Genomic DNA, 25,356 nt, shown 5'->3' with positions numbered 1-25,356 from the left:
CTCTCGGGGGTAGAGTGCTAACCGCGACGAGGCCGGTCTGGCACCCGCGACGACAGGCCGCCGCGGTCGCCCCTTTTACATATTCGGTCCGTGCTTCCGCACGGGCCGATGTTCAGGACACCGAAACCTTGAAGGGGGAGGTCACACCGTGTCGACCGCCACCAAGACCGTGCTGAAGCCGCTCGAGGACCGCGTCGTGGTCAAGACCCTGGAGGCCGAGCAGACCACCGCCTCCGGTCTGGTCATCCCGGACACCGCCAAGGAGAAGCCCCAGGAGGGGCAGGTCCTGGCCGTGGGCCCCGGTCGCTGGGACGACGAGGGCGACAAGCGCATCCCGCTGGACGTGAAGGTCGGCGACGTCGTTCTGTACAGCAAGTACGGCGGCACCGAGGTCAAGTACGACGGCGAGGAGTACCTCGTCCTCTCCGCCCGCGACCTCCTCGCGGTCGTCGAGAAGTAGTTCTCGACCTTCGATCCTCGACATCCCGCACCGGTCGGCCCTCGAAGCCGGGCGGGGCGGGATGTCCTCGTTATTGACCGCACACCGGTAAGAGGGAACACCACAGATGCCGAAGATCCTGGAGTTCGAGGACGGCGCCCGCCGCGCACTCGAGCGGGGCGTGGACCGCCTCGCCGACGCCGTCAAGGTGACGCTGGGCCCGCGTGGCCGCAACGTCGTCATCGACAAGAAGTTCGGCGCCCCCACCATCACGAACGACGGCGTGACCGTCGCCCGTGAGATCGAGCTGGACGAGCCCTACGAGAACCTGGGCGCCCAGCTGGTCAAGGAGGTCGCCACCAAGACCAACGACGCCGCGGGTGACGGCACCACCACCGCCACCGTGCTGGCGCAGGCGCTGGTCCGCGAGGGCCTGCGCAGCGTCGCAGCCGGCGCCTCCCCGATGTCCCTGAAGAAGGGCATCGACGCCGCCGCCCAGCAGGTGTCGCAGACCCTGCTCGAGCGCGCCGTGCCGATCAAGGAGCGCTCGGACATCGCCTACGTGGCGACCAACTCCGCGCAGGACGCCCAGATCGGCGACCTGATCGCCGAGGCGTTCGACAAGGTCGGCAAGGACGGTGTCATCACCGTCGAGGAGTCCCCGACCTTCGGTCTGGACCTCGACTTCACCGAGGGCCTGCAGTTCGACAAGGGCTACATCTCCCCGTACTTCGTCACCGACGGGGACCGCCAGGAGGCCGTGCTGGAGGATGCCCTCATCCTCATCAGCCAGGGCAAGATCGGCAACCTCAACGAGCTGCTGCCGCTCCTGGAGAAGGTCGTCCAGAGCAAGAAGCCGCTGCTCATCATCGCCGAGGACGTCGAGGGCGACGCCCTGGGCGCCCTGGTGCTCAACAAGATGCGCGGCGCGCTCAACGTCGCCGCGGTCAAGGCGCCCGGCTTCGGCGAGCGTCGCAAGGCCATGCTCCAGGACATCGCGGTGCTCACCGGCGGCCAGGTCATCTCCGAGGAGGTCGGCCTGACCCTGGAGAACGCCGAGCTGGACGTGCTGGGCACCGCCCGTCGCATCACCATCACCAAGGACGACACCACCCTCGTCGACGGTGCCGGTGCGCAGGCCGAGGTCGACGACCGCGTGCGCCAGATCCGCAACGAGATCGAGGCCAGCGACTCCGACTGGGACCGTGAGAAGCTCCAGGAGCGCCTGGCCAAGCTCGCGGGCGGCGTCTCGGTGCTGCGCGTGGGCGCGGCCACCGAGGTCGAGCTCAAGGAGAAGAAGCACCGCCTCGAGGACGCCATCTCGGCGACCCGCGCGGCCATCGAGGAGGGCATCGTCGCCGGTGGCGGCGCCTCCCTGGTGCACGCCTCCACCGCTCTGGGCGACCTGGGCCTGACCGGCGACGAGGCGACCGGTGTGTCCATCGTTCGCCGCGCGCTGGTCGAGCCGGCCCGCTGGATCGCGGAGAACGCGGGTGCCGAGGGTTACGTCGTCACCCACCGCATCTCCGAGCTGGAGGTCGGTCACGGCTTCAACGCCGCGACCGGGACCTACGGCGACCTGACCGGTGAGGGCATCCTCGACCCGGTCAAGGTCTCCCGCTCCGCCGTCCAGAACGCCGCCTCCATCGCGGGCATGCTGCTGACCACCGAGGTGCTGGTGGCGGACAAGCCCGAGGACGCCGAGGACGACGGTCACGGCCACGCCCACTAGCGGGGTCGAGACGGTCCGGCGTGGGTGATTCCGTCCACGCCGGCCTCGGGGGCGGGGCGCCACGGTGTCCCGCCCCCGCTCGCTTTCGCCCACCTCGCGGTGGTGGCGGCCCACACCGTGAAAGCGACGGGGTGGGGCGGTTCACTACCACGGAGAGGGGTCGAAAGAGCCCCGACACTGTGGTGGTTTCGGGCTATTTTCCCAAAATGTGATCATTCCGTAGCCGCCGATTGGAGTGGTGAGGTCCCGTGGTGCGGGCATCATTCCTAACGTGACGGATGCAGGCGCCCGGGGGGGCGTTACCGCGCAGCGGCCAGGGATGCCCGGAGGGTACGAGGGGGCGGACCCCGAAGTGCGCGAAACGGGCTTGAACCATCTCGGGTCGCTCGCCGTACGGGGTGACCACGGTGCCATGGACTCACTGTTGCGTGAGGTCCGGCCCATGGTCGTGCGTTACTGCCATAGACGGCTGGCACGGGTCTCGGGGCTCGCGCACTACTCCGACGACGTCGCGCAGGAGGTCTGCATCGCCCTGCTGTCGGCCATCCCGCGCTACCAGGACCGGGGCAGGCCCTTCGCGTCGTTCGTGTTCGGCATCGCGGCGCACAAGGTCGCCGACACCCTCAGGGTGGCCGGGCGCGTGGAGACGGTCCCCACCGACGCCGTGCCCGAACAGCCGGACGACGGACCGGGGCCCGAGGAGGCCGCCGTGCGCGTCATCGAGGCGCAGCGGGCCAGGGAACTCCTCGACGAGTTGCCCGAACAGCAGCGCAGACTACTGCTGATGCGGGTGATCACAGGACTGACAGCGGACGAGACGGGACATCTCCTTGGAATGTCGGCAGGGGCGGTACGGGTTGCCCAGCACCGAGCTATCGCTCGGCTTCGGAAGGTGGCCCTGGCGAACCGCGTCCTCCCATAGGTCCTCGCTCGAACACGGGCGTGGGCCCGGACCCGGACGGCGCACGTGTCCGAACCGCCTCGCGTTCTCGCGGCCGGTGCGCTCCCGGGGGTACTGCCGTTATCCCGGCGCCTCACCCCGGTGACCCCTCGGTGATCTTCGCCCCGGTTCCACGGTGACGTTGCGCACTTCCGGCCCGCGGCGGCAGGGCAAACGGGCCGATCCACCTGGGGCGCATGGGACGACGACCTAGGATGAGACGACACGCGGGGGCGATCCGCGCAGGTGTTGCCGGTCAACAGCGGAGGTTGTGTCATGAGCCAGGACTACAGCGACTACGGGGACAAACTGCTCCCGCCGGGGCTGACCTACGACGACGTCCTGCTGGTGCCGGCCTACTCCGACCTCCAGCCCGGTGACGTCGACACCCGCACGCGCCTGTCCCGCAACATCGAACTCAGCATCCCGCTGTTGTCGGCCGCGATGGACACCGTGACCGAGGCCCGCATGGCCGTGGCCATGGCCCGCCAGGGCGGCGCGGGCGTCCTGCACCGCAACCTCTCCGCCGAGGAGCAGGCCGGCCAGGTCGACCTGGTGAAGCGTTCCGAGGCCGGTATGGTCACCGACCCGGTCACCTGTCAGCCCGAGGACGACCTCGCCGAGGTCGAGCGCCTGTGCGCCCACTACCGGATCTCCGGTGTGCCGGTCACCGACGCCCGGGGCACGCTCGTGGGCATCGTCACCAACCGCGACATGCGCTTCGAGGACGACCGCTCCCGTCTGGTGCGCGAGGTCATGACGACCGAGAACCTCATCACCGCGCCGGTCGGGGTCAGCCGTGACGACGCCTTCCAGCTGCTGCGTGAGCACAAGGTCGAGAAGCTCCCCCTGGTGGACGCCGACAACCGCCTCCGCGGCCTCATCACCGTCAAGGACTTCATCAAGAGCGAGCAGTTCCCCGACGCCACCAAGGACGCGGACGGCCGCCTCGTCGTCGGTGGCGCCGTGGGCGTGGGCGACGCGGCCGAGGAGCGCGCCAAGCTGCTCATCGACGCCGGGGTCGACTTCATCGTGGTGGACACCGCGCACGGTCACTCCGCCGGGCTCGCCGACATGATCGCCAAGCTCAAGGCCAACTCCCGCGCCGACATCGTCGCCGGCAACATCGCCACCCGCGCCGGAGCCCAGCTGCTCATCGACGCCGGTGCCGACGCCGTCAAGGTCGGTGTGGGGCCGGGCTCCATCTGCACCACCCGTGTGGTCGCCGGTGTGGGAGCCCCGCAGCTCACGGCCATCCTGCAGGCCGCCAAGGCCTGTGGCCCGGCGGGCGTTCCGCTCATCGCCGACGGCGGCCTGCAGTACTCCGGTGAGATCGCCAAGGCCATCACCGCCGGCGCCGGCACCGTCATGCTCGGCAGCCTCCTCGCCGGCGTGGAGGAGAGCCCCGGCGAGCTCATCTTCATCAACGGCAAGCAGTTCAAGGCCTACCGGGGCATGGGTTCGCTGGGCGCCATGCGCGGCCGTTCCTTCTCCAAGGACCGCTACGCCCAGGCCGACGTCTCCTCCGAGGACAAGCTGGTCCCCGAGGGCATCGAGGGCCAGGTGCCCTTCCGCGGCCCGCTCTCCGCCGTGGCCCACCAGCTCATCGGCGGTCTGCACCAGTCCATGTGGTACGCGGGCACCCGCACCGTCGACGAACTGCGCGAGCGCGGTCAGCTCATGCGGATCACCAGCGCCGGTCTGCGCGAGAGCCACCCGCACGACATCAAGATGACCGTGGAAGCGCCTAACTACAACACCCGCTGAACCGCGGGCGGGACCGCCGGACCACGCGTGGACGCCGGGAAGTGAGACGGTGTTCGTGGGCGGATAGACTCGCCTGCGCGTTCATCGCGCCGGTCGACCGATCGGTGCCGCACGTCAGAGGGGAATCGAAGCGTTGGCTCAGGTGGAGATCGGGCTGGGCAAGAACGGGCGTCGCGCCTACGAACTCGACGAGATCGGGATCGTGCCCGCTCGGCGGACCCGCGACCCGGAGGAGGTGTCGATCTCCTGGCAGATCGACGCCTACCGGTTCGAGACGCCCCTGGTGGTCAGCCCCATGGACAGCGTCGCCTCACCCAAGACCGTCGTCGCGGTGGGTGAGCAGGGCGGACTCGGCGTCCTCGACCTGGAGGGTCTGTGGACGCGGTACGAGGACCCGGAGCCGCTGCTCCAGGAGATCCGTGAACTCGACGACGTCGCCGCCACCAAGCGACTCCAGGAGATCTACGCCGCCCCCATCCAGGAGGAGCTGATCGGCCGCCGGATCGAGGAGATCCGCGACGCCGGTCTGGTCACCGCCGCGCGCCTGTCGCCGCAGCGCACCGCCCAGTACCACAAGGCGGTCGTGGACGCGGGCGTGGACATCTTCGTGATCCGCGGTACCACCGTCTCCGCCGAGCACGTCTCGGGTCGGGCCGAACCGCTCAACCTCAAGCAGTTCATCTACGACCTCGACGTGCCGGTCGTGGTCGGCGGCTGCGCCACCTACACCGCCGCCCTGCACCTGATGCGCACCGGCGCCGCCGGCGTGCTCGTCGGCTTCGGCGGCGGCTCCGGCCACACCACCCGTTCGGTGCTGGGTGTGGCGGTCCCCATGGCCAGCGCCATCGGTGACGTCGCCGCGGCGCGCCGCGACTACCTGGACGAGTCCGGTGGCCGCTACGTGCACGTCATCGCCGACGGCGGCATGACCGGCAGCGGTGACATCGCCAAGGCCCTGGCCTGTGGCGCCGACGCCGTCATGGTCGGTTCCCCGCTGGCCCGCGCCACCGAGGCGCCGGGCCGCGGCTACCACTGGGGCAGTGAGGCCCATCACGGTGAGCTCCCGCGCGGTGAGCGGGTCGAGGTCGGCACCATCGGCGACCTCAAGTCCATCCTGCACGGTCCCGCCTCCACCAGCGACGGCTCCATGAACCTCATGGGCGCCCTGCGCCGGACCATGGCGACCTCGGGTTACACCGACCTCAAGGAGTTCCAGCGGGTCGAGGTCGTCGTCAACCCGCACCGTTAGAGACACCCCAGGTCCGGCCCCCGCGTCGGCCCGCGTTCGGACGCCCCGCCACCGGCGGGGCGTCCTTCGTTCCTGCACACGCCTGTGCGATCGGCTTGCGACCGTGTGCGACCATAGGGCGAGTTTTGTTGTCTCGTGATGTATCGGTGACCTTTTCATGGGGAGGACCGTATGGGTGACAGCATGAACGGTGCCCGACGGCGTCGCGGCCGCGGGCCGTTGATCGCGGTCAGCCTCACGCTGGTCGTGTGTCTGTTGGTGACCGTGGGGGTCGTGGTCCTGGTGGGCCGCGTCTCCAGCGCGCTCAACAGCTGGGAGGCGCCGAGCGCCTCCACCCCCGACCCCTCGGACGGGACCATCGCCACCGCGCCGCACGACGAACTGACCGGACCCCCCGAGAACGCCGGGGTGACGGCGCGCGCCGACGACGAGGCCGGTGAACCGGCCGAGGCCGGCGCGGACGAGCGTTCGGGGCCCGATCTCGGCCGGCTCCGCCCCGACGACACGTGGCTGGACGAGGTCGCCGCGAGCACCGGGATCCCCCGCCGTGCCCTGGAGGGGTACGCGAGCGCGCAGCTGGTGGTCGACGATGACCAACCGGAGTGCGGCATGACCTGGACGACCCTGGCGGGCATCGGGTTCGTCGAGTCCCGGCACGGCACCTACGCCGGTGGTGAGATCGGCTCGGACGGCACGACCACCGTGGACGTGATCGGCATCCCGCTCGACGGCACCAACAACACCCGCGCCATCCCCGACACCGACGGCGGTGAGCTGGACGGCGACACCGAGTGGGACCGCGCGGTCGGGCCGATGCAGTTCATCCCGAGCACCTGGGCGCGGTGGGGCGAGTCACCGACCGGTGGCGACGCCGACCCGCACCACATCGACGACGCGGCCCTCTCCGCCGCCCGCTACCTGTGCGCGAACGAGCGCGACCTGGCCACGACCGAGGACTGGGAAGAGGCCATCTTCACCTACAACCGGTCCGTGTCCTACCGGGACGACGTCCTGGCCTACGCCCACGCCTACGCCGACGCCTCCTGAGGCGTTCCCTCGTCCCGGAGCCACGCCCACGCCGCCGACTCGTTCTCGATCTCGAAGAAGCGCAGATCCATGTCGACGAACGCGTCCGCCAGCGTGGTGAGGTAGCCGATCGCCCTGCTGTCGCCCACCACCGCGTAGCGCTCGATGTCGGCGTGGTGCTCTCGGGCGAAACGGAGGCGTTCGCCCAGGGTGGGGGTCTCCGTGGTCGGCCACCCGTGGACCCGGAGCAGGAGGCGTACCGCGCCGAACCGGTCGATGGCCCGACGTACGTCGCCCAGAACCTCCTCGAAGGCGCTGTGCGCGATGGTGCCCTCGACCTCGAAGGCCAGGACGGCGTCCTCGCCCGAGTCCAGTCTCCTGTACACGGTTCCTCCGTTTCCCCAATGCCGCTGTGCCGGCGCACCTACCCGTTCGGGGCGTCGACCATGCCGCCCGGGCGGAGCACGTGCGCGAGCCCGTCCACGCGAAGACGGTGCCGCCCCGCAGCGCCGGCACCGCGGGCCAAGGAGCGTGCCCGACCCCGCGGCTCCCGGGAGAAGGCCCCGAGGCGCCGTGGCCGCCGGACCGGAGCCTGTGCGCCGAACCACGTGGGTGTGGCCCTCGCGGGGCCGGCGTTCCCGGCCCTGGTGATCCGCCGCTCGCCGACCAGGGAGAACTCGTGTGCCTCCCCGTGTGGCTTCACGAGTGCGCGGGGTGGCCCGGTTAGCCTGAGGCCCATCGGTCGGTCGCCACACCGATCGGTCCTATGGACGGGGCTCCGGGCGGGTATGCGCCTGGGAGGAAGACCCATCGAGACGGAGGACGACCCATGGCGACCACCTGGTTGGGACCGAAGGGGCGCACGGCTGCACTGGCATCCATGGCGGACGAGGAGCTCGACGTCCTCGTCGTCGGGGGTGGCATCGTCGGGGCGGGCATCGCCCTGGACGCGGTCTCACGCGGACTGTCCACGGGCCTGATCGAGGCCCGCGACTTCGCTTCCGGCACCTCCAGTAGATCCAGCAAACTCATCCACGGCGGCCTGCGTTACCTGGAGCAGTTCGATTTCGAACTGGTCCGTGAAGCGCTGCAGGAGCGCGGGCTCCTGCTCACGACGATCGCCCCGCACCTGGTGCGGCCGGTCCCGTTCCTCTTCCCGTTCCAGCACCACTGGGAGCGGTTCTACATCGGCGCGGGCGTCACCCTCTACGACACCCTCGCCCTGACCTCGCGCAACAACCGGGGACTGCCCACGCACCGACACCTGAGCAGGTCCGGGGCGATGCGGGTCTTCCCGGCGCTCAAGCGCAGCGCTCTGGCCGGGGCCATCCAGTACTGGGACTGCCAGGTCGACGACGCGCGCTTCGTGACCACGGTCCTGCGGACGGCGGCCGGGCTGGGCGCCAAGATCGCCTCACGGGTGCAGGCGGTCGAGTTCCTGCGCGAGGGCGAACACGTGGTCGGGGCGCACGCCGCCGACCTGGAGAGCGGCGAGAAGGTCCGTATCCGCGCCCGGCAGGTGGTCAACGCCGCGGGCGTGTGGACCGACGACATCCAGGAGATGGTCGGCGGTCGTGGTCAGGTCCACGTCAGCGCGTCCAAGGGCGTGCACCTGGTGGTGCCCCGCGACCGCATCCAGGCCTCGTCCGGGATGATCCTGCAGACCGAGAAGAGCGTGCTGTTCGTCATTCCGTGGGGCCGCCACTGGATCATCGGCACCACCGACACCCCATGGGACCTGGACAAGGAGAACCCGGCCGCCAGCCGCAGCGACATCGACTACGTTCTGGACCACGTCAACCAGGTGCTGCGCACGCCCCTGACCCACGACGACGTGGAGGGCGTCTACGCCGGGCTGCGGCCGCTGCTCTCTGGGGAGTCGGAGGAGACCTCCAAACTGTCCCGCGAGCACACCGTCGCGCATCCCGTGCCGGGTCTCGTGCTCATCGCCGGCGGCAAGTACACCACCTACCGCGTCATGGCCAAGGACGCGGTGGACGCGGTGGCGCACGGTCTGGGCGGGGCGATCGCGGACTCGGTCACCGACAAGCTGCCCCTGACGGGCGCGGACGGCTACGCCGCTCTGTACAACCAGCGGCACCGGCTCGCCCGTGACTCCGGGCTGCACGTCTCACGGATCACGCACCTGCTGCGCCGGTTCGGGTCCCAGGTCCACGACGTCCTCGACCTCATCAGGGAACGCCCGGACCTGGGCCGACCGCTGGAGGGTTCCGAGGACTACCTGAGGGCGGAGGTCGTCTACGCGGTGGAGGCCGAGGGCGCCCGTCACCTGGAGGACGTCCTGTCCCGACGCACCCGTATCTCCTTCGAGACCTGGGACCGGGGGATCGCCGCCGCCGCGGAGGCCGCCGATCTCATGGCCGGCCCCCTGGGGTGGAAGAAGGAACAGGTGGAACGCGAGGTGGAGTACTACCGCAAGGGCATCGAGGCCGAACGCTCCGCCCAGGAACAGGACACCGATCAGGAGGCGGACGCGGTCCAACACGGTGCTCCGGAGATCGTGCCGGACGTGCACCCCGGAAGGCCGGGAGGCCGTTCCTGAGGGGACTTTCGGCCGGTGGCGCCGGGCGTCGAACTACGATATGAATCGACACCGTTACACAGCGCTGATCATTCCGTTGTGGTGCATGGCACATGGTCCGGTTAGGGTGCGTATTACCGCTCTGTTACGCACACCCCTCCGAAGGACCCTCGGACATGATCAAGGTGCTGCTCGTCGAGGACGACGTCCGGCTCGCCGACGCCCTCGCCGGGGCGCTCGAGGCGCACGGCTACGAGGTCGCGCAGGTCCGGACCGCCGGGGACGCGCTCGCCGCGACCCCGGCGGACGTCGTCCTGCTCGACCTCGGCCTGCCGGACATGGACGGCATCGACCTGTGCCGGGCCCTGCGCGAACGCCAGGACTTCGGGGACACCGCCATCATCATGGTCACCGCGCGGGGGCGGCAGCGCGATCGGGTCCTCGGTCTGCGCTCGGGCGCCGACGACTACGTGGTCAAGCCCCTGGCGATCGAGGAACTCTGCGCGCGCATGGAGGCGGTGCTGCGTCGCACGCGCAAGCGCGTGGGGACCGCCCTGTCGGCCGGGCCGCTCCGGGCGGACACCAGCACCCGCACCGTCACCTGCGAGGGACGCCCCGTCGATCTCACGCGCAAGGAGTTCGACCTGCTCGTGGCGTTGATCCGGGAGGCCGGCGGCGTCGTCTCTCGTGAGCACCTGCTGTTGCGGGTGTGGCAGACCTCCTGGCCGGGCACGCTGCGCACCCTGGAGGTCCACATCGGCACCCTGCGTTCCAAGCTGGGGGTGCCCCGGCTCATCCAGACCGTCCGCGGCGTCGGTTACCGCCTGGCGGTCGGAGCCCCCGCCGACGGTCGGCACGCGGCGGCCGCGGCCGCGCGCGTGTCCCGGACCTGAGGGACCGGTGGTCTCGGCGCATGCGCAGACGACTGGTGACGGTCTACGTCACCCTCCTGGTGGCGGCGTGCCTGGCACTGGCCGTGCCGTTGTGCGTCAGCATCGCCGCGCGCGGCACCTCGGACATGTTGTTGGACCGCATCAACGACACCGCCCGTTTCGCGGGCCTGGCCGAGCCCAGCGTGCTCACCGGCAGCGAGGGCACGCTCTCCGGCGAACTCGCCGCCTATGACGAGGTGTACGGGATCGTCGCCGTGGTGGTGGACCGCGACGGTCAGGTCGTGGCCTCCTCCCGGCCCGGACTGACGCTGGCCGACCTGGACCCGGACGGCTGGCCCGACGGCGGCGAACGGGTGCCCGGCCCGGTGCGCACCGCGCTGGCCGGCAACCGGATGGGTTCGGACACCGTGGTCTGGCCCTGGCAGGACGGCCCGCTCATCGTCGCCGAGCCCATCGGTCGGTCCGGCGAGGTGGTCGGCGCCGCCGTCACGGTCTCCTCCACCGAGTCCCTGCGCCGCGCCACCCTGCTGCAGTGGGCGGTGGCCTGGATGGTGGTCACCGGGCTCATGCTGGCCGGTATCGCCTCGGCGGGTCCGCTCACACGGTGGATCCTGCGGCCCATCGACGACCTGGACGAGGCCACGCGCGCGGTGAGCGGCGGAGACCTCGACACCCGGGTCCGCACTGCGGCCGGACCCGAGGAACTGCGCCGGCTGGGGGAGTCCTTCAACCAGATGGCCGACACCATCACCTCCATGCTGGAGAGCCAGCGCACCTTCGTCGCCTACGCCGGGCACCAGGTGCGCAACCCGCTGGCCGCTCTACGGCTGCGGGTGGACGGGCTGGCCCGTCACCTGGGGCCGGAGGGCGCGCAGGACCATCGCCTGGCCCTGGACGAGGTGGACCGGCTGACGCGGATCTGCGACGGTCTGCTCACCCTGGCGCGGGCCGAGGACGCCGAGCACTCCACGGTGTGGGAGGACGCGCGTGAGGTCGTGGAGGACCGCGTGGAGGCGTGGAGCCCCATCGCCGACCGGGCGGAGGCGGAACTGGTCTGTGAGGGCGCCTCGGGCGTGTTGGTGCGGTGCGTGGAGGGCACCCTCGACCAGGCCCTCGACGTGCTCATCGACAACGCCCTGAAGTTCGGCGGCAAGGGGGTCCGGATCGTCGTGCGCGTGGACGGGCCGGTCCTGGACGAGGACGGCCACGGTCACCTGCACGTGCGCGTGGTGGACGACGGGCCGGGGCTGCCCGTCGAACAGCTCGACCACGCCACCGAACCCTTCTGGCGGGACGGCGGGGGCGGGGCCGGGGGCTCCGGACTCGGGCTGTCCATCGTCGTCACCCTGCTGGAGCTCCAGGGGGCGGACCTGACCCTGCGTCCGGCGCTGCCGCACGGCATCGACGCACGGATCCGCCTGCCGATGACCGACGAGCGGGCCCCGGGCTCGCCGGCGACGGACTGAGGCGGAGCCTGGGCTCGTCGAAGGCGTACTTCACCGAGCGGTAGTAGGTGGTGGCGCCCGGATGCAGCGGGACGGGCAGGGTCGCGATCGCCGACCGGGGGTGCAGGTGGAGGGCGACCGGGTGGATCTCGACCAGGGCGTTCTGCGACTCGAACAGGATCCGGGTGAACTCCTCGGCGGTCCGGTCCGGCATCTGGGAGCCGGCCACCAACAGACTCGGAACCCCTATGGTGCGCACCGTCGGCACGTCCTCGTAGGTGCCCGCCGGGACCGGCAGCTCGGAGTAGAACTCCCCGTAGTCCTCCACCAGGCTCGGGACGTGTTCGGACAGGTCCAGCAGGCGGATCGGGAACCGGGCGGCCAGGTCGGAGACGGCCTGGGTGGGCAGACCGCCCGACCAGAAGAACGCGTCGATGCGTCCCTCCTCCAGGGCCGTGGCCGAACTGCCGATGGACAGCCGCAGGCGCGTCACGTCCGAGGGGTCCGAGGTGTCCGGGTCCTCCGGGTCGTCCAGGTCCCGGAGCGGTTCCTCGTCCAGGGACGGCGCGCTGGGGGCGGTCCGGGGCCCCTCCTCCAGGCCGGCCGCGCTCAGCAGCCGTTCGGCCATCATCTCGGTGCCCGAGCCCATCGCCCCCACCGACACCGTGCCGCCGGCCAGGTCGGCGACGCGTTCGTAGGGGGAGTCCGCGCGCACCACCACGTGCGTGTGGTTGTCGTAGAGGCGCGCGATCGCCGTGATGGGCAGCGGCCGCTCGAACGGTCCCTCGCCCTTGACCGCCAACGAGGCCACGTCGGCCAGGCTGAAGGCGACGTCCAGCGAACCGGAGGCGACCAGCCGATTGTTCTCCACACTCGCGGCGGTGGTCAGCGCGGTGATGTGGGTGTCCGGGTCGGGTCCGGTCACGCGCGCCAGCCCCGCTCCATAGACGTGGTACACACCGCCGGCACCGCCCGTGCCGATGGCCAGGCGGAGTGGATCCGTGCGTGGAGGATGCGACCAGGAGAGCAAGGAGACGGCCAACAGACAGGCGGTCAGGGCTCGGGTGATCGCCCACATACGGTGAGTGGGAGGCCGCGCCATGCTCAAACAATACCAACCGGGGGCGAACCTCAGGAGAGGCTCAAATCAGACCCACCGAGTTACCTGTTTCACAGGTATGGCGACTACGTTGCTGGCGACGGAGAGTGGTACGGGCCACACCCGCGTCCGGAGGGCGGACGCGTATCGGCTGTACGCATCCGCCGCATCCCCTGAACCAGAACACCCGAGAGGACCCCACCGACCATGCGACGCACACTGCTGTCCCTGGCCGCCTTCCCCGCCAGTGTCCTCATGCTGGCCGCCTGTGGTGCACAGCCGGCCGAACAGGCGGGCGAGGACACCGAACTCGGCGGCGGCGCCGTCCAGTCCAACCTCAGCATCGTGACCGGTGGCACGAGCGGCGTGTACTACCCGATCGGTGGTGCGCTGCGCACCATCATCGGTGACAACCTGGAGGGGCAGAGCGCCTCCGTCGAGGCCACCGGCGCCTCCGTGGAGAACATCCGCCTGCTCAACAGCGGTGACGGCCACCTGGCCATCGTCCAGGGCGACGCCGCCGACCAGGGCTTCACCGGGATGGCCGACTTCGAGGGCGACCCGGTCGAGACCTACTCGCTCGCGGTCCTGTACCCCAACGTCTTCCACGCCGTCACCCTGGCCGACATCGCCGAGTCCAAGGGGCTCGACTGCTTCTCCGACGTGGTGGGCAACCGCTACTCCGTCGGCGACATCGGCAGCGGTAACGAGGCCACCACCAACCAGGTCTTCGAGTCGCTGGAGATCTCCTCCAGCGAGGTCGAGCTGCAGCAGCTCGGTTACGCCGAGACCGCCAACGCCCTGACCAACAACCAGCTCGACGCCGGTTCCTGGGTCGTCGGTGAGGGTCACTCGGGCATCACCGAGCTCGGCACCACCGAGGACATCCACATCATCGAGATGTGCGACGAGGAGCGCGACGCGATCGTCAGCGGTTACGGCGGCTACACCGAACACGTCATCGCCGGCGGCACCTACCCGGGCATCGACGAGGACGTCGACACCATCGCCGTGTGGAACGCGCTCGTCGTGAGCGGCGAGTTCAACGAGGACCAGGCCTACGAGATCACCAAGGCCATGTTCGACCACATCGACGAGGTCGTCGGCGTCTACGCCCCGGGCGAGGAGTACCTGGTCCCGGAGACCATCGAGAACAGCCCCGTGCCCGTCCACCCGGGTGCCGTGCGCTTCTACGAGGAGCAGGGCGTCGAGATCCCGGCCGAGCTGCTGCCCGACACCGGCGACGGCTCCGACCAGGAGTAGGACGCACGCGTTCCATGGCGAACCCGAACGGGGATCGTCGGTCCGCGGACACCGAGACCACTCGGCGTCCGCGGACCGCCGCGCTCTGGACCGCCGGGGCGCTCCTGGCACTGGGAGCGGCGGTCGCGCTGCTCCCCCTGTGGCCCGCGCTCCGGCTGAGCGTGGACGACGAACGACTCGGTCACCTGCCCCTGGCCGAGGGCGAGATGTTCACCCTTTCCTACGTGCACTCGATCGACCACCTGCCGATCGAGGAGTACATCGAGGTCAGGGACGGAACCTTCGTGGTCGACTCCACGCGCCTGCGCCAGTTCGGCGCCGGCATGGGGCACCGACCGGGCGAGGGGACCGGCCGGGCCGACGGTGAGTGGTGGGTCATCGAGGACATGAACCGCGATATCGGATCCGAAGTGGCGATCCGCGTGGGCGCGCCCTCCATCGACCACCGAGTCAGTACCCCCGACGCCGAGGTACGGCTCTCCGAGTGCCTGACCGCCCGTCGGGTGCTCATCGAACCGGCCCGTGCCACCACCCTCCAGCTGCTGTTCGACACCGATCCGCAGCCGGAGTGCGACGCACCCCCCGCCTGACACACTCCGCCGCGCGGTCCCCGTGGACCCACGCCCCGCGCGGCCCAGCGAACCCGAGGAAGAACATGGCTGACACCCCACAGTCGCGGGGCGACGCGTCCCCGACACCGGAGGAACCGGAGGCGACCGGGCGCGACGCCGAGGCCGCCGCGTCCACGAGACAGGAGGGGACGGACGCCGCCACGGCGACCGCGACCGGGGAGGACGCCAAGGTCGGTTTCGGCCAGGGCGGCCGTAAGACCGGCACCTCCGCCGACGTGCTGCCCGACGTCGACGGTCTGGGCGAGGACGCCCCGCCGTTCTGGCGGCGGATCGCCTCCGAGCGTTGGGGCACTGGTCGGGCCGGTCTGATCATGGGCGGGATCATTCTCGCCCTGGGCATCGCCCTGACCGGCTTCCAGCTCTACATCGCCCTGCGCGCCGGCCTCGACGCCCGCCAGCAGCGCCTCATGCACCTCATGCTGGTGATGCTGATGGTGTTCATCATCATGCCGCCCTTCAAGAAGGGGAAGGCCGAGGGCAACCCGGTGACCTTCGTCCTGGGGGCCGTGCTCGACCTCGTGATGGTCGTCGCCACCGTGGTCGTGAGCTTCTACCCGATCGTCTTCCAGACGGAGCTGGCCCGACGCGCGGGCGCCTACACCGACATGGACTGGATCATGGGGGCGGTCGCCATCGTGGTCCTCATGGAGGCCACCCGGCGCGCGGTCGGCCTGGTCATGGTGATCCTGGTGGGCGCCTTCCTGTACTACGCCTGGGTCGGCCCGATGATCCCGGGACAGTTCGGCCACTCCGGTGCGACGTACGAGCGCATCGCCACCCACACCTACCTGGGCAACGACGGGATCTACGGGCTGACACTCGGTGTCGTCGTCACCTTCGTGTTCGTCTTCATCCTCTTCGGTGCGCTGCTGTCCAAGACCGGCGGCGGCAACTTCTTCGTCGGACTGGCCTACGTCCTCACCGGCCGCATGGTCGGTGGCCCCGCCAAGGGCGCGGTGCTGGGCAGCGCCCTCATGGGTTCGGTGTCCGGTAGCGCCATCGCCAACGTGGTCACCACCGGTCCGTTCACGATCCCGCTGATGAAGAAGGTCGGCTACAAGAAGCACGACGCCGCCGGCGTGGAGGCCGCGGCGTCCACCGGTGGTCAGGTCCTGCCGCCCATCATGGGCGCGGGCGCGTTCCTCATGGCCGAGCGTCTGGGCATCCCCTACGCCGACATCGTCAAGGTCGCGATCATCCCGGCGATCATGTACTTCGCGCTGATGTTCCTGTTCGTCGACATCCTCGCCCGTAAGCACAACGTCGGTGTGATGCAGAAGGACGACATCCCCAAGCTCGGCATCGTGATGCGTGCGGGCTGGCACTTCATGGCGCCGCTGATCCTGCTCATCGTCCTGCTGCTCAACTACGTGCCGCCGACGCAGGCCGGTCTGGCCGCCTGTGGCGCCCTGCTGGTCGTGGCCATGCTGCGCGCCGGGAGCCGCCTGAACTTCCGGGACTTCCTGGAGATCTTCGTCATGGCCGCCCGCAGCACCCTGCCGGTCTCCGTGGCGTGCGCCGTCGCGGGCATCATCGTCGGCATGGTCGGCCTCACCGGTCTGGGCCTGGTCTTCTCCGACGTCCTGGTGAACGCCTTCGCGGGCAACCTGTTCATGACCCTGGTGATGGTCGCGCTGGCCTCGCTCATCCTGGGCATCGGTCTGCCGGTGACCGCCTCCTACGTGGTGCTGGTCATCCTGGCCGGTCCGGCGCTGGAGCAGCTCGGTCTCGCGCTCATCGTCGCGCACATGATCGTGTACTGGCTCAGCCAGGACTCCAACGTCACCCCGCCGGTGGCCTTCGCGGCCTTCGCGGCGGCGGGCATCGCCAACTCCAAGCCGATGCGCTCGGGTGTGTCCGCGTGGAAGTTCGCCAAGGGCCTCTACCTGATCCCGCTGCTCATGGCCTACTCCGCGCTGATGGAGGTCGACGGGCCCGTTCTGGACCTGGTGATAGCGATCGTCACGGGATCGGTGGCACTCGCCGCCGGGGCCATGGCCATCGAGGGCTACTTCCTGCGCCGCACGATGTTGGGCGAGCGGATCGCCCTGGGTCTGTCGGCCGCCCTGGTCCTCATCGCCCCCGAGTGGACCGGCTGGACCGAGTCGCTGCTGTCGGTGCAGGTCGCCTCGCACTGGTTCGTGCTGGCCGGCACGGTCGCCTGCACCGTGCTCATCGGCCTGCAGGTGATCAACCACCGACGTGACAAGGCCAAGGGCTTGGTCGCCCCGCTCGGTGAGCCGCAGCCGGACACCGACGCCAAGACCGAGGCGAAGGTCGGCTGACCCCGTCCCCCTCAAGGCCCGCCGTCCCCCGGACGGCGGGCCTTCGTGCATCCCGGGCCGTTCGACCGATGATCTAACCTCGCTGACATGGCAGGTATGTGGCGATTCGGATGGAAGCCCTCGACGGTGCCGACCGGCTCCGACCTGGAGGGGACGTTGGTCTCGGGGGCCCTCGGCACCGATCCGCTCCTACGTGCCGCGTGCGCCGCGGTCCGTGAGGGCGACGTCGAGGTGGGCACCTCGCTGTTGCTGGAGACCCGCGAGGACCCCGAGGCGCGGGCCTACCAGGTCGAGGCGCTCGGCCGGGCCGCCCTGGACCGCCCCGACGAGGTGGCCGCCCTGATCGAGGACGGCGCCGATCCGGCCGACACCCTGCTGTGGACGGGGCACACCCTGCTGGCCCGCGCCATGGCACTGCCCTCGGGTGGGCACGCCGAACGCAAGGCCGTGGTCGCCGCTCTGCACGAGGCGCGTCCGCCCCTGGAGGAGGCCGCGCGCCTGGGCCCGGAGGACGCCGCTCCCTGGGCGGCCCTCCAGACCGTCGCCATGGGCCTGGGGGACCGGGTCGAACGGGAACGCGCCTGGACCGAGGCGCGCGCCCGTGCGCCCCATCTGTGGCCCGCGCACCTGACCCGTGTGCGTGCGCTGGCCCCCAGTCGGGGCGGCTCCGCCGAGGAGATGTTCGCCGCGGCCGGCGCCGCCGCCGACACCGCCCCCGAGGGCTCCCCGCTGCCCGCGCTGTTGGCGCTCGCCCACGCCGAGTACCTGCGGGGGGAGCAGCGCCGCCTCGTCGACGAGGGCAAGAGCCCCTACATCGCCTCCATGAGCATGGGCCGGTTGCACGGCGACGGAGTGCACGAACTGTTCGTGCTCGCCCGGGACTGGGCGTCGGCCGCCGTGCCGCACGTGCGCGACGTGCAGGCGCACCACCTGTTCGCCTGGGCGTTCCACCGGTCGGGGCGCACCGAACCGGCCCGGTGGCACCTGGGCATGGTCGGTCGGTTCGCCGGCGAGATCCCCTGGTCCTTCTTCGGGCCCGCGCGCGCCGAGATCGCCCTCGCCATGGCCGAACTGGGCGTGGACCCCCGCCGGGCGCCCGAGGTCGACACCGGCGCCGCCTGAAAAGTACTGGTTCCCGGCCTGGTCGTTCGGCCACAATGCACGAGTGCTACTGACGATCACGACCACGGCCCGACCCGCGACCGACCTCGGGTACCTGCTGCACAAGCATCCCGACAAGGCGCAGAGCTACGAGCAGTCCTTCGGGACGGCGCACGTGTTCTACCCCGAGGCCACCGAGGAACGGTGCACGGCCGCGCTGTTGCTGGAGGTGGACCCACAGGCGCTGTTGCGCGCGCGGACGTCGGTGAGCACGCCGGACTTCTCCCTCGCCCAGTACGTCAACGACCGCCCCTACGCCTCGTCGTCCCTGTTCACGGTCGCGCTGGGCCGGGTGCTGCGGACCGCGATCCGGGGTGTGTGCGAACGTCGCCCCGAGCTGGCCGCCACAGCCCTCCCCCTGGAACTGCACCTGCCCGCGGTGCCGTGTCGGCCCGGTCCCGACCGGGCGCGCGCCCTGTTCGAGCCGCTCGGCTGGACGGTGCGCGCCGAGCCGGTGCCGCTGGACCCGGAACTGCCCGAGTCGGGCGACGCGCACTACCTGTCGCTGACGCTGACCGGCACCCTTCGGCTGTCCGAGGCGCTCAGCCACCTGTACGTGCTGCTGCCCGCCATGGAGGGCGGCGACAAGCACTACTGGGTGGACTCCACCGAGATCGACAAGCTGCTGCGTGCGGGCGGCGCCCCCGTCGACGGGGTCGACGGTGAGGACGGCGCGGGCTGGCTGGTCGCGCACCCCGAACGCGAGTGGATCACCCGCCGCTACCTGGCCCGCCGCGAGCGGTACGTGCGCACGGCCCTGTCCCGCCTCGCCGAGGCCGAGGGACAGGAGACCGAGAGGAGCGAGGAGAGCGGGGAGGGCACGGCCGCGCCGGTCCCCACCGACCCGGCGGTCGAGGAGCGCGAGCCGTCCCTGGCCGAGCGGCGGGCGGACGCGATCACGTCCGTGCTGGCGGCCGAGAACGTCACCAGCGTCGTCGACCTGGGGTGCGGTGGCGGAAAGCTGCTGGGGCGCCTGGTCCGCGACCGGACCCTGGAGAGGATCACCGGGGTCGACGTCCACCTGGGCAGCCTGGAGATCGCCCATCGCCGGCTCTGCAAGGGCTGCGATCCGGGTGGCGGCCGCGGTCACCGTCCCCTGTTCGTCGACGACCCCGGCAGGACCGAGCGCCCCCGCGTCGACCTGGTCCTGGGCTCGGTGGTCTACCGCGACCAGCGCTTCCACGGCCACGACGCCGCCGTCCTGATGGAGGTCGTCGAACACCTCGATCCCTCCCGGCTGCCCGCCATGGAGGACGTCGTCTTCGGTGAGGCGGCACCCCGTGTCGTCGTGGTCACCACACCCAACATCGAACACAACCGCCACTACGAGGGGCTCGCCGAAGGCGCCCTGCGCCACGCCGACCACCGGTTCGAGTGGACCCGGGCCGAGTTCACCGCCTGGGCCGACCGGGTCGCCGAGAAGTACGGCTACACCGTCCGGTACCTGCCGGTCGGCACCGAACACCCCGAGGACGGGGCCCCGACCCAGATGGGAGTCTTCACCCGATGACCGAGACGAAACCGGAGGCGGCCCGCGAGCCCCGCGTGCTCGGCGTGCCCCGGATGGGGCTGGTCCTGCTGGTCGGGGTCTCCGGGTCGGGCAAGTCGACCTTCGCCGCCGCGCATTTCGGGCCCACCCAGGTGATCGGCTCCGACTTCTGCCGCGGGGTGGTCGCCGACGACGAGAACGACCAGTCCGCCACCGCCGACGCCTTCGCGCTGCTGGGCCGCATCGTGGACATCCGTCTGCGCCGGGGCCTGCTCACCGTCGTGGACGCCACCAACGTCCAGCGCAAGGCGCGCGAACACCTCATCCGCATCGCCAAGGACAACAACGTCCTCACCACCGCCATCGTGCTCGACGTGCCGGTGGGCGTGGCCGTGGAGCGCAACCGCGTGCGGACCGACCGGAACTTCAGCGACCAGGTCGTGCGCCGCCAGCACCGGGACATGAGCGACGGGCTCCGGCACATGGCGCGCGAGGGCGTGCGCAAGGTGCACCACCTCAAGAGCGAGGAGGAGATCGCCGCCGTCCGGATCGACCTGGAGCGCCCCTGGCCCGACCGGACCGAGCTCACCGGACCCTTCGACATCATCGGTGACGTGCACGGGTGCCGTGCGGAGCTGGAGAGCCTGCTCGGCGAACTCGGCTACGCGACGCGCCGTGACGAGCAGGGCCGTGCCGTCGGCGCGCACCACCCCGAGGGGCGCACCGCCGTGTTCGTCGGTGACCTCGTGGACCGTGGCCCCGACACCCCCGGCGTGTTGCGCCTGGTCATGGGGATGGTCGCCGACGGCGACGCCCTCTGTGTGCCCGGCAACCACGAGAACAAGCTGGTCCGCCACCTGACGAAGGGCACGGGCCGGATCTCCCATGGTCTCGCCGAGACCGTCGAGCAGCTGGGCGCCGAGAGCGAGGAGTTCCGCGCGCGGGTCCTGGAGTTCTGCGACGGTCTCGTCAGCCACCTGATCCTGGACGAGGGGAGACTCGTCGTGGCCCACGCCGGGCTCAAGGAGGAGTACCACGGTCGGGCGTCCGGCCGGGTGCGCTCCTTCGCCCTGTACGGCCAGACCACCGGGGAGACCGACGAGTTCGGTCTGCCCGTGCGCCTGCCCTGGGCCCGCGACTACCGGGGCCGGGCCATGGTCGTGTACGGGCACGTGCCCACCGACAAGGCCGAGTGGCTCAACAACACCATCTGCCTGGACACCGGCTGCGTGTTCGGCGGCCGGCTCACCGCGCTGCGCTACCCCGAACGCGAGATCGTCGACGTGGACGCCGAGCGCGTCTGGTACGCACCGGTGCGCCCTCTGGCGGACACGCGGTCGAAGGGTGCCGAGGAGAGCGCCGGCGGTGCCCTCGACATCGCCGACGTCGGCATGGGCGACCTCCACGCCGGCATGTTCGTCCGGACCGAGGAGGGCACCGTCCGGGCGAGCGCGGAGAGCGCCATGGCCGCGCTGGAGGTGATGAGCCGTTTCTCGGTCGACCCCCGGTGGCTGGTGTACCTGCCGCCGACGATGGCGCCCGCGCCCACCGCGGCCGACCCCGGTCTGCTGGAGCACCCCGCGGAGGCCTTCACCTCCTATCGGAACTCCGGCGTCGACCAGGTGATCTGCCAGGAGAAGCACATGGGCTCGCGGGCGGTGGCGGTGCTCTGCCGGGACGAGAAGGCCGCCGCGCGGCGGTTCGTCCCCGGCGAACTCGGCACCGTCCACACCCGCACGGGCCGTCCGTTCTTCAAGGACCCCGAACGGCAGCGGGCCGTGGTCGACGAGCTGCGTCGCGCGGTCACCGACGCCGGACTCTGGGACGCACTCGGTACCGACTGGGTCGCCCTGGACGGGGAACTGCTGCCGTGGTCGGCCAAGGCGGGCGCGCTCATCCGTGAGCAGTACGCGGCCGTGGGCGCCGCGGCGCGGGCCTCGTTGCCCGCGGCCGGGGCGGCGCTGGCCGCCGCCGCCGAACGCGGCGTGGACGTGTCCGGGCTCGCCTCGACCATCGAACGGCGCACCCGGCAGATGGACGCGTTCAGCGACGTCTACCGCCGCTACACGTGGGAGACCGACGGTGTGCGGGGGCTGCGCTTCGCCCCGTTCATGCTGCTCGCGTCCGAGGGGCGCGACCACACCGACGCCGACCACCTGTGGCACATGGGGGTGGCCGAGCGGTTGGCCGACGCCCACCCGATGATCCACCGCACCCGCTACCGCGTGGTGGACACCACCGACGGCGACGCCCGCGCGGCCGCCGCCGACTGGTGGAGGGAGATGGTCGACGCGGGCGGCGAGGGCATCGTGGTCAAGCCGTTGCTCGGTGCCCGTGCCCAGAGCCGCAAGGGCCTGGCGCAGCCCGGGCTCAAGGTCCGCGGCCCCGAGTACCTGAGGATCGTCTACGGCGCGGACTACACCGACCCCGAGCGGCTCCAGGTGCTCAAGGGGCGCAGTCTGGGCCGCAAGTCCGGGCTGGCCATGCGCGAACACAAACTCGGGCTGACGGCCCTGTCCCGGGCCGCCGCCGGCGAACCGCTGTGGCGGGTGCACGAGCCGGTCTTCGCCCTGCTGGCGCTGGAGACCGAACCGGTCGACCCGCGTCTGTGACGTCCACGGTGTGATCGGGCGGGGCGCGCGAGGGAGAACCCCTTGCGCGCCCCGACGACGACCCGCTCGACCTGGACACCTCCCTCGTCCACCCGGTCAACGCCGGACGGGCGGGCCTGGACTGAACCGGTCTCGACCGGTGGGTCCCGAACCCGGCGGACCAGGCCGGGTCCGGGGCCCTCCACATCGGGGGATCACAACAATCGGGTGCCGCTTCGTCCCGTTTTCATGTCCCCTCCTTCACGTGGACATCCACGGCCGCGATGATGTGGCCGCACGACCCCCCGTGCCGTCCACGAACCCCCGATCCCCCATCTCAGCGGAGAAAACGGAGTAGACGTGTTCTCTACCTCCTCCAGATCCCGGCCCCCGACGTCGACCGGAGCGGTGCCCCCGGACACCACGCCGCACCCGCGTCGCCGGCCCCTGGCCACCGGCGCCACCCTCGCCGCCCTGGCCCTGGGAGCCACTCTCGTCGCCCCGGTGCCCGTCCTGGCCGCCGCCGACGCGCCCGTCGTCAGCGAGGTCTACGGGGGAGGGGGCAACAGCGGTGCGGAACTGCGCCACGACTTCGTCGAGCTGGGCAACCCCACCGCCGAGGCGATCGACCTGTCCGGCTGGAGCGTGCAGTACCTGCCCGCGCGACCCGCCGCCTCCACACAGGTCCAGGTCACCGCGCTCGACGGGGAGATCCCCGCCGGAGAGCACTATCTGATCCGCCAGGCCGCCGGGGCCGGCGGCACGGTCGAGCTCCCCACACCCGATGCCGCCGGCAGCACCAACATGTCCGCCACCGCGGGCACGGTCCTGCTGGTGGAGGGCACCACGGCCGTCGAGTGCCGGACCGCCGCCACGTGCGCCGAGGACACCACCGTCATCGACGCCGTCGGCTACGGGGGCGCCGTCGTCCACGCAGGAGCGCCCGCCGCCGGCACCGGCAACACCACCTCCGTCTCCCGTGACGCCGCCTTCCGTGACACCGGGGACAACTCCGCCGACTTCACCGTGGGCGCCCCCACGCCCACCAACAGCGTGGGAGAGACCGTCGAGGGACCGGGCGGCGGCGACCCCGACGTCCCGGTCGAGCCGGGGGACCTGCGCATCCACGACGTGCAGGGGATCACGCGCACCTCACCTCTGGTGGGGGAGCAGGTCACCGGACTGCCGGGTGTGGTCACCGCGGTCGCGGGCTTCGGCAGCGCGCAGGGCTTCTGGTTCCAGGACCCCGAGGGCGACGACGACCCCCGCACCAGCGAGGCGCTGTTCGTCTTCACCGGCTCCACCACCCCCGACGTCGCCGTCGGCGACGAGGTCCTGGCGGCCGGACGGGTGAGCGAGTACCGCCCCCAGGCCGGCGCACAGAGCATCACCCAGCTCGACCAGGCCCGCTGGACCACGCTCTCGCGCGACAACGACCTGCCCGAGGCGGTCGTGCTCAAGGAGGACACCCTCCCCACGACCTACGCTCCCGAGCCGGACGGCGACATCACCGGACTGGAACTGGAGCCCGACACCTACACGCTCGACTTCTGGGCGGCCCACGAGCACATGCTCGTCCGGGTCGAGGACGCCCCCGTCGTCGCCCCCACCGACGGTTACGACGCCCTCTGGGTGACCACGCGTCCCGAGGAGAACCCCACCGCCAACGGCGGCACCCACTACGGCTCCTACGACGACCCGAACAGCGGCCGCGTCAAGATCGAGTCGCTGCTGGACCGTGAGGTCCGGCCGTTCCCGGAGGCGAACGTGGGGGACACCCTCGTCGGCGTCACCGAGGGCCCCGTCTACTACAGCCGGTTCGGCGGCTACCTCGTCCGCGCCACGACCCTGGGCGAGCACGTCTCCGGTGACCTCGAACGGCGGCCCGTCCGGGCGACCGAACGGCACGAGATCGCCGTCGCCACCTACAACGTCGAGAACCTCGGTGGCGCCGACGCCCAGGAGGACTTCGACGCCCTCGCCGAGGGGTTCGTGGACTATCTCGGCACACCCGACATCGTCGGCCTGGAGGAGATCCAGGACAACAGCAGCGAGACCAACGACGGAGTGGTGGACGCCGACGTCACCCTGGACCGTCTCGTGGACGCCATCGTCGAGGCCGGCGGTCCCTCCTACGAGTGGCGCCAGATCAGCCCGGAGAACAACCGGGACGGTGGTGTCCCCGGCGGCAACATCCGCAACGCCTTCCTCTTCGACCCGGACAGGGTTCAGTTCGTGGACGTCGAGGGCGGTGACGCCACCACCGCGGTGGAGGTCGTCGAGGGCGAACGCGGGGCCGAACTCTCCGTCTCCCCGGGCCGGATCAGCCCCGAGGACGACGCCTGGGCGTCCAGCCGCAAGCCGTTGGTCGGCCACTTCCGTGCCCTCAACCGCGACGTGTACGTGGTCACCAACCACTTCAACGCCAAGGGCGGGGACCAGTCCCTGCACGGCGTCCACCAGCCGCCGCGCCGCACCAGTGAGGACCAGCGCAACGCCCAGGCCGCACTCGTCCGCGAGTTCGCCGACGAACTCCTGGCCGTCGACCCCGACGCGAACCTCGTGGTGATGGGCGACCTGAACGACTTCCAGTTCTCGCGCACCCTGGACATCCTCACCGGGGACGGTGCCCTCACCAACCCGATGGTGGACCTGTTGGAGCCGAACGAGGGCTACAACTACGTCTTCGACGGCAACTCCCAGGCCCTCGACCACATCCTGGTCAACGGCGCCCTGGCCGGCCGGGTCGACTACGCGATCGCACGGATCAACTCCGAGTTCCACGACCAGGTCAGCGACCACG

General features: G+C 70.9%; 17 protein-coding genes and 1 pseudogene. 16 read left to right on the top strand and 2 right to left on the bottom strand.

Annotated features, from left to right (window positions below; translation table 11 throughout):
• The first annotated feature begins 148 nt into the window (after positions 1-148).
• The 6 genes from groES (at position 149) to DSY14_RS04215 (ending at position 7,174) form a co-directional block, all read left to right on the top strand.
• Positions 149-460 (top strand): co-chaperone GroES, encoded by a 312-nt coding sequence (gene groES / locus DSY14_RS04240; RefSeq protein ID WP_211715110.1) that lies wholly within the window; start codon positions 149-151, stop codon positions 458-460.
• Positions 461-566: 106 nt separating this feature from the next.
• Positions 567-2,171: a chaperonin GroEL gene (groL, locus tag DSY14_RS04235; protein ID WP_211715109.1), complete on the top strand. Its 1,605-nt coding sequence runs from the start codon at positions 567-569 to the stop codon at positions 2,169-2,171.
• 319 nt (positions 2,172-2,490) lie between these two features.
• Entirely contained in the window at positions 2,491-3,093 is a 603-nt protein-coding gene (locus DSY14_RS04230) for a sigma-70 family RNA polymerase sigma factor (RefSeq protein WP_374223979.1), read from the top strand.
• A gap of 294 nt (positions 3,094-3,387) precedes the next feature.
• Complete coding sequence (gene guaB, locus DSY14_RS04225) at positions 3,388-4,878, top strand: IMP dehydrogenase (RefSeq protein ID WP_211715107.1); 1,491 nt, start codon at positions 3,388-3,390, stop codon at positions 4,876-4,878.
• A 142-nt stretch (positions 4,879-5,020) separates the two neighbouring features.
• Positions 5,021-6,127 (top strand): GuaB3 family IMP dehydrogenase-related protein, encoded by a 1,107-nt coding sequence (locus DSY14_RS04220; RefSeq protein WP_211715140.1) that lies wholly within the window; start codon positions 5,021-5,023, stop codon positions 6,125-6,127.
• Positions 6,128-6,298: 171 nt separating this feature from the next.
• Positions 6,299-7,174 carry a lytic transglycosylase domain-containing protein gene (locus DSY14_RS04215; protein WP_211715106.1) on the top strand — a complete coding sequence of 292 codons (876 nt, stop codon included), beginning with the start codon at positions 6,299-6,301 and terminating at the stop codon, positions 7,172-7,174.
• On the opposite strand, the gene DSY14_RS04210 is transcribed toward DSY14_RS04215, so the two are convergent.
• Positions 7,156-7,539 carry an STAS/SEC14 domain-containing protein gene (locus tag DSY14_RS04210; protein WP_211715105.1) on the bottom strand — a complete coding sequence of 128 codons (384 nt, stop codon included), beginning with the start codon at positions 7,537-7,539 and terminating at the stop codon, positions 7,156-7,158. The two genes, DSY14_RS04215 and DSY14_RS04210, sit on opposite strands and share 19 nt — an antisense overlap.
• Before the next feature lie 443 nt (positions 7,540-7,982).
• Between DSY14_RS04210 and glpD the strand changes: the two genes are divergently transcribed.
• The 3 genes from glpD (at position 7,983) to DSY14_RS04195 (ending at position 12,054) form a co-directional block, all read left to right on the top strand.
• Entirely contained in the window at positions 7,983-9,716 is a 1,734-nt protein-coding gene (gene glpD, locus DSY14_RS04205; RefSeq protein ID WP_211715104.1) for a glycerol-3-phosphate dehydrogenase, read from the top strand.
• A gap of 155 nt (positions 9,717-9,871) precedes the next feature.
• Positions 9,872-10,588 (top strand): response regulator transcription factor, encoded by a 717-nt coding sequence (locus DSY14_RS04200; protein WP_211715103.1) that lies wholly within the window; start codon positions 9,872-9,874, stop codon positions 10,586-10,588.
• Positions 10,589-10,608: 20 nt separating this feature from the next.
• Entirely contained in the window at positions 10,609-12,054 is a 1,446-nt protein-coding gene (locus tag DSY14_RS04195; protein ID WP_249187308.1) for a HAMP domain-containing sensor histidine kinase, read from the top strand.
• 91 nt (positions 12,055-12,145) lie between these two features.
• Here the strand turns inward: DSY14_RS04195 and DSY14_RS04190 are convergent.
• Positions 12,146-13,111, bottom strand: a pseudogene (locus DSY14_RS04190) (TAXI family TRAP transporter solute-binding subunit); the annotation flags it as partial.
• Positions 13,112-13,339: 228 nt separating this feature from the next.
• Here DSY14_RS04190 and DSY14_RS04185 point away from each other — a divergent pair.
• From DSY14_RS04185 to DSY14_RS04155, 7 genes are all read left to right on the top strand, one after another.
• Positions 13,340-14,395: a TAXI family TRAP transporter solute-binding subunit gene (locus DSY14_RS04185; RefSeq protein ID WP_211715101.1), complete on the top strand. Its 1,056-nt coding sequence runs from the start codon at positions 13,340-13,342 to the stop codon at positions 14,393-14,395.
• Between the two features lie 14 nt (positions 14,396-14,409).
• The gene (locus tag DSY14_RS04180; RefSeq protein ID WP_211715100.1) at positions 14,410-14,985 is read left to right on the top strand and encodes a DUF1850 domain-containing protein; all 576 of its coding nucleotides are present in this window, start codon (positions 14,410-14,412) and stop codon (positions 14,983-14,985) included.
• Between the two features lie 65 nt (positions 14,986-15,050).
• Positions 15,051-17,312 (top strand): TRAP transporter fused permease subunit, encoded by a 2,262-nt coding sequence (locus DSY14_RS04175; RefSeq protein ID WP_211715099.1) that lies wholly within the window; start codon positions 15,051-15,053, stop codon positions 17,310-17,312.
• A gap of 96 nt (positions 17,313-17,408) precedes the next feature.
• Positions 17,409-18,434: a hypothetical protein gene (locus DSY14_RS04170; protein ID WP_211715139.1), complete on the top strand. Its 1,026-nt coding sequence runs from the start codon at positions 17,409-17,411 to the stop codon at positions 18,432-18,434.
• 43 nt (positions 18,435-18,477) lie between these two features.
• Complete coding sequence (locus tag DSY14_RS04165) at positions 18,478-19,983, top strand: 3' terminal RNA ribose 2'-O-methyltransferase Hen1 (RefSeq protein ID WP_211715098.1); 1,506 nt, start codon at positions 18,478-18,480, stop codon at positions 19,981-19,983.
• Positions 19,980-22,574, top strand: coding sequence for a polynucleotide kinase-phosphatase (locus DSY14_RS04160; protein WP_211715097.1), 2,595 nt, complete (start codon positions 19,980-19,982; stop codon positions 22,572-22,574). The genes DSY14_RS04165 and DSY14_RS04160 overlap by 4 nt, the downstream gene beginning before the upstream one ends.
• A gap of 387 nt (positions 22,575-22,961) precedes the next feature.
• A partial coding sequence (locus tag DSY14_RS04155; RefSeq protein ID WP_211715138.1) for an endonuclease/exonuclease/phosphatase family protein occupies positions 22,962-25,356 on the top strand: 2,395 nt, incomplete at its 3' end.

Source organism: Nocardiopsis sp. MG754419 (genome assembly GCF_018207095.1).
Taxonomy (GTDB): domain Bacteria; phylum Actinomycetota; class Actinomycetes; order Streptosporangiales; family Streptosporangiaceae; genus Nocardiopsis.
Note: the sequence above shows the minus strand (reverse complement) of the source record. Positions and strands in the feature narration are given on the sequence as shown.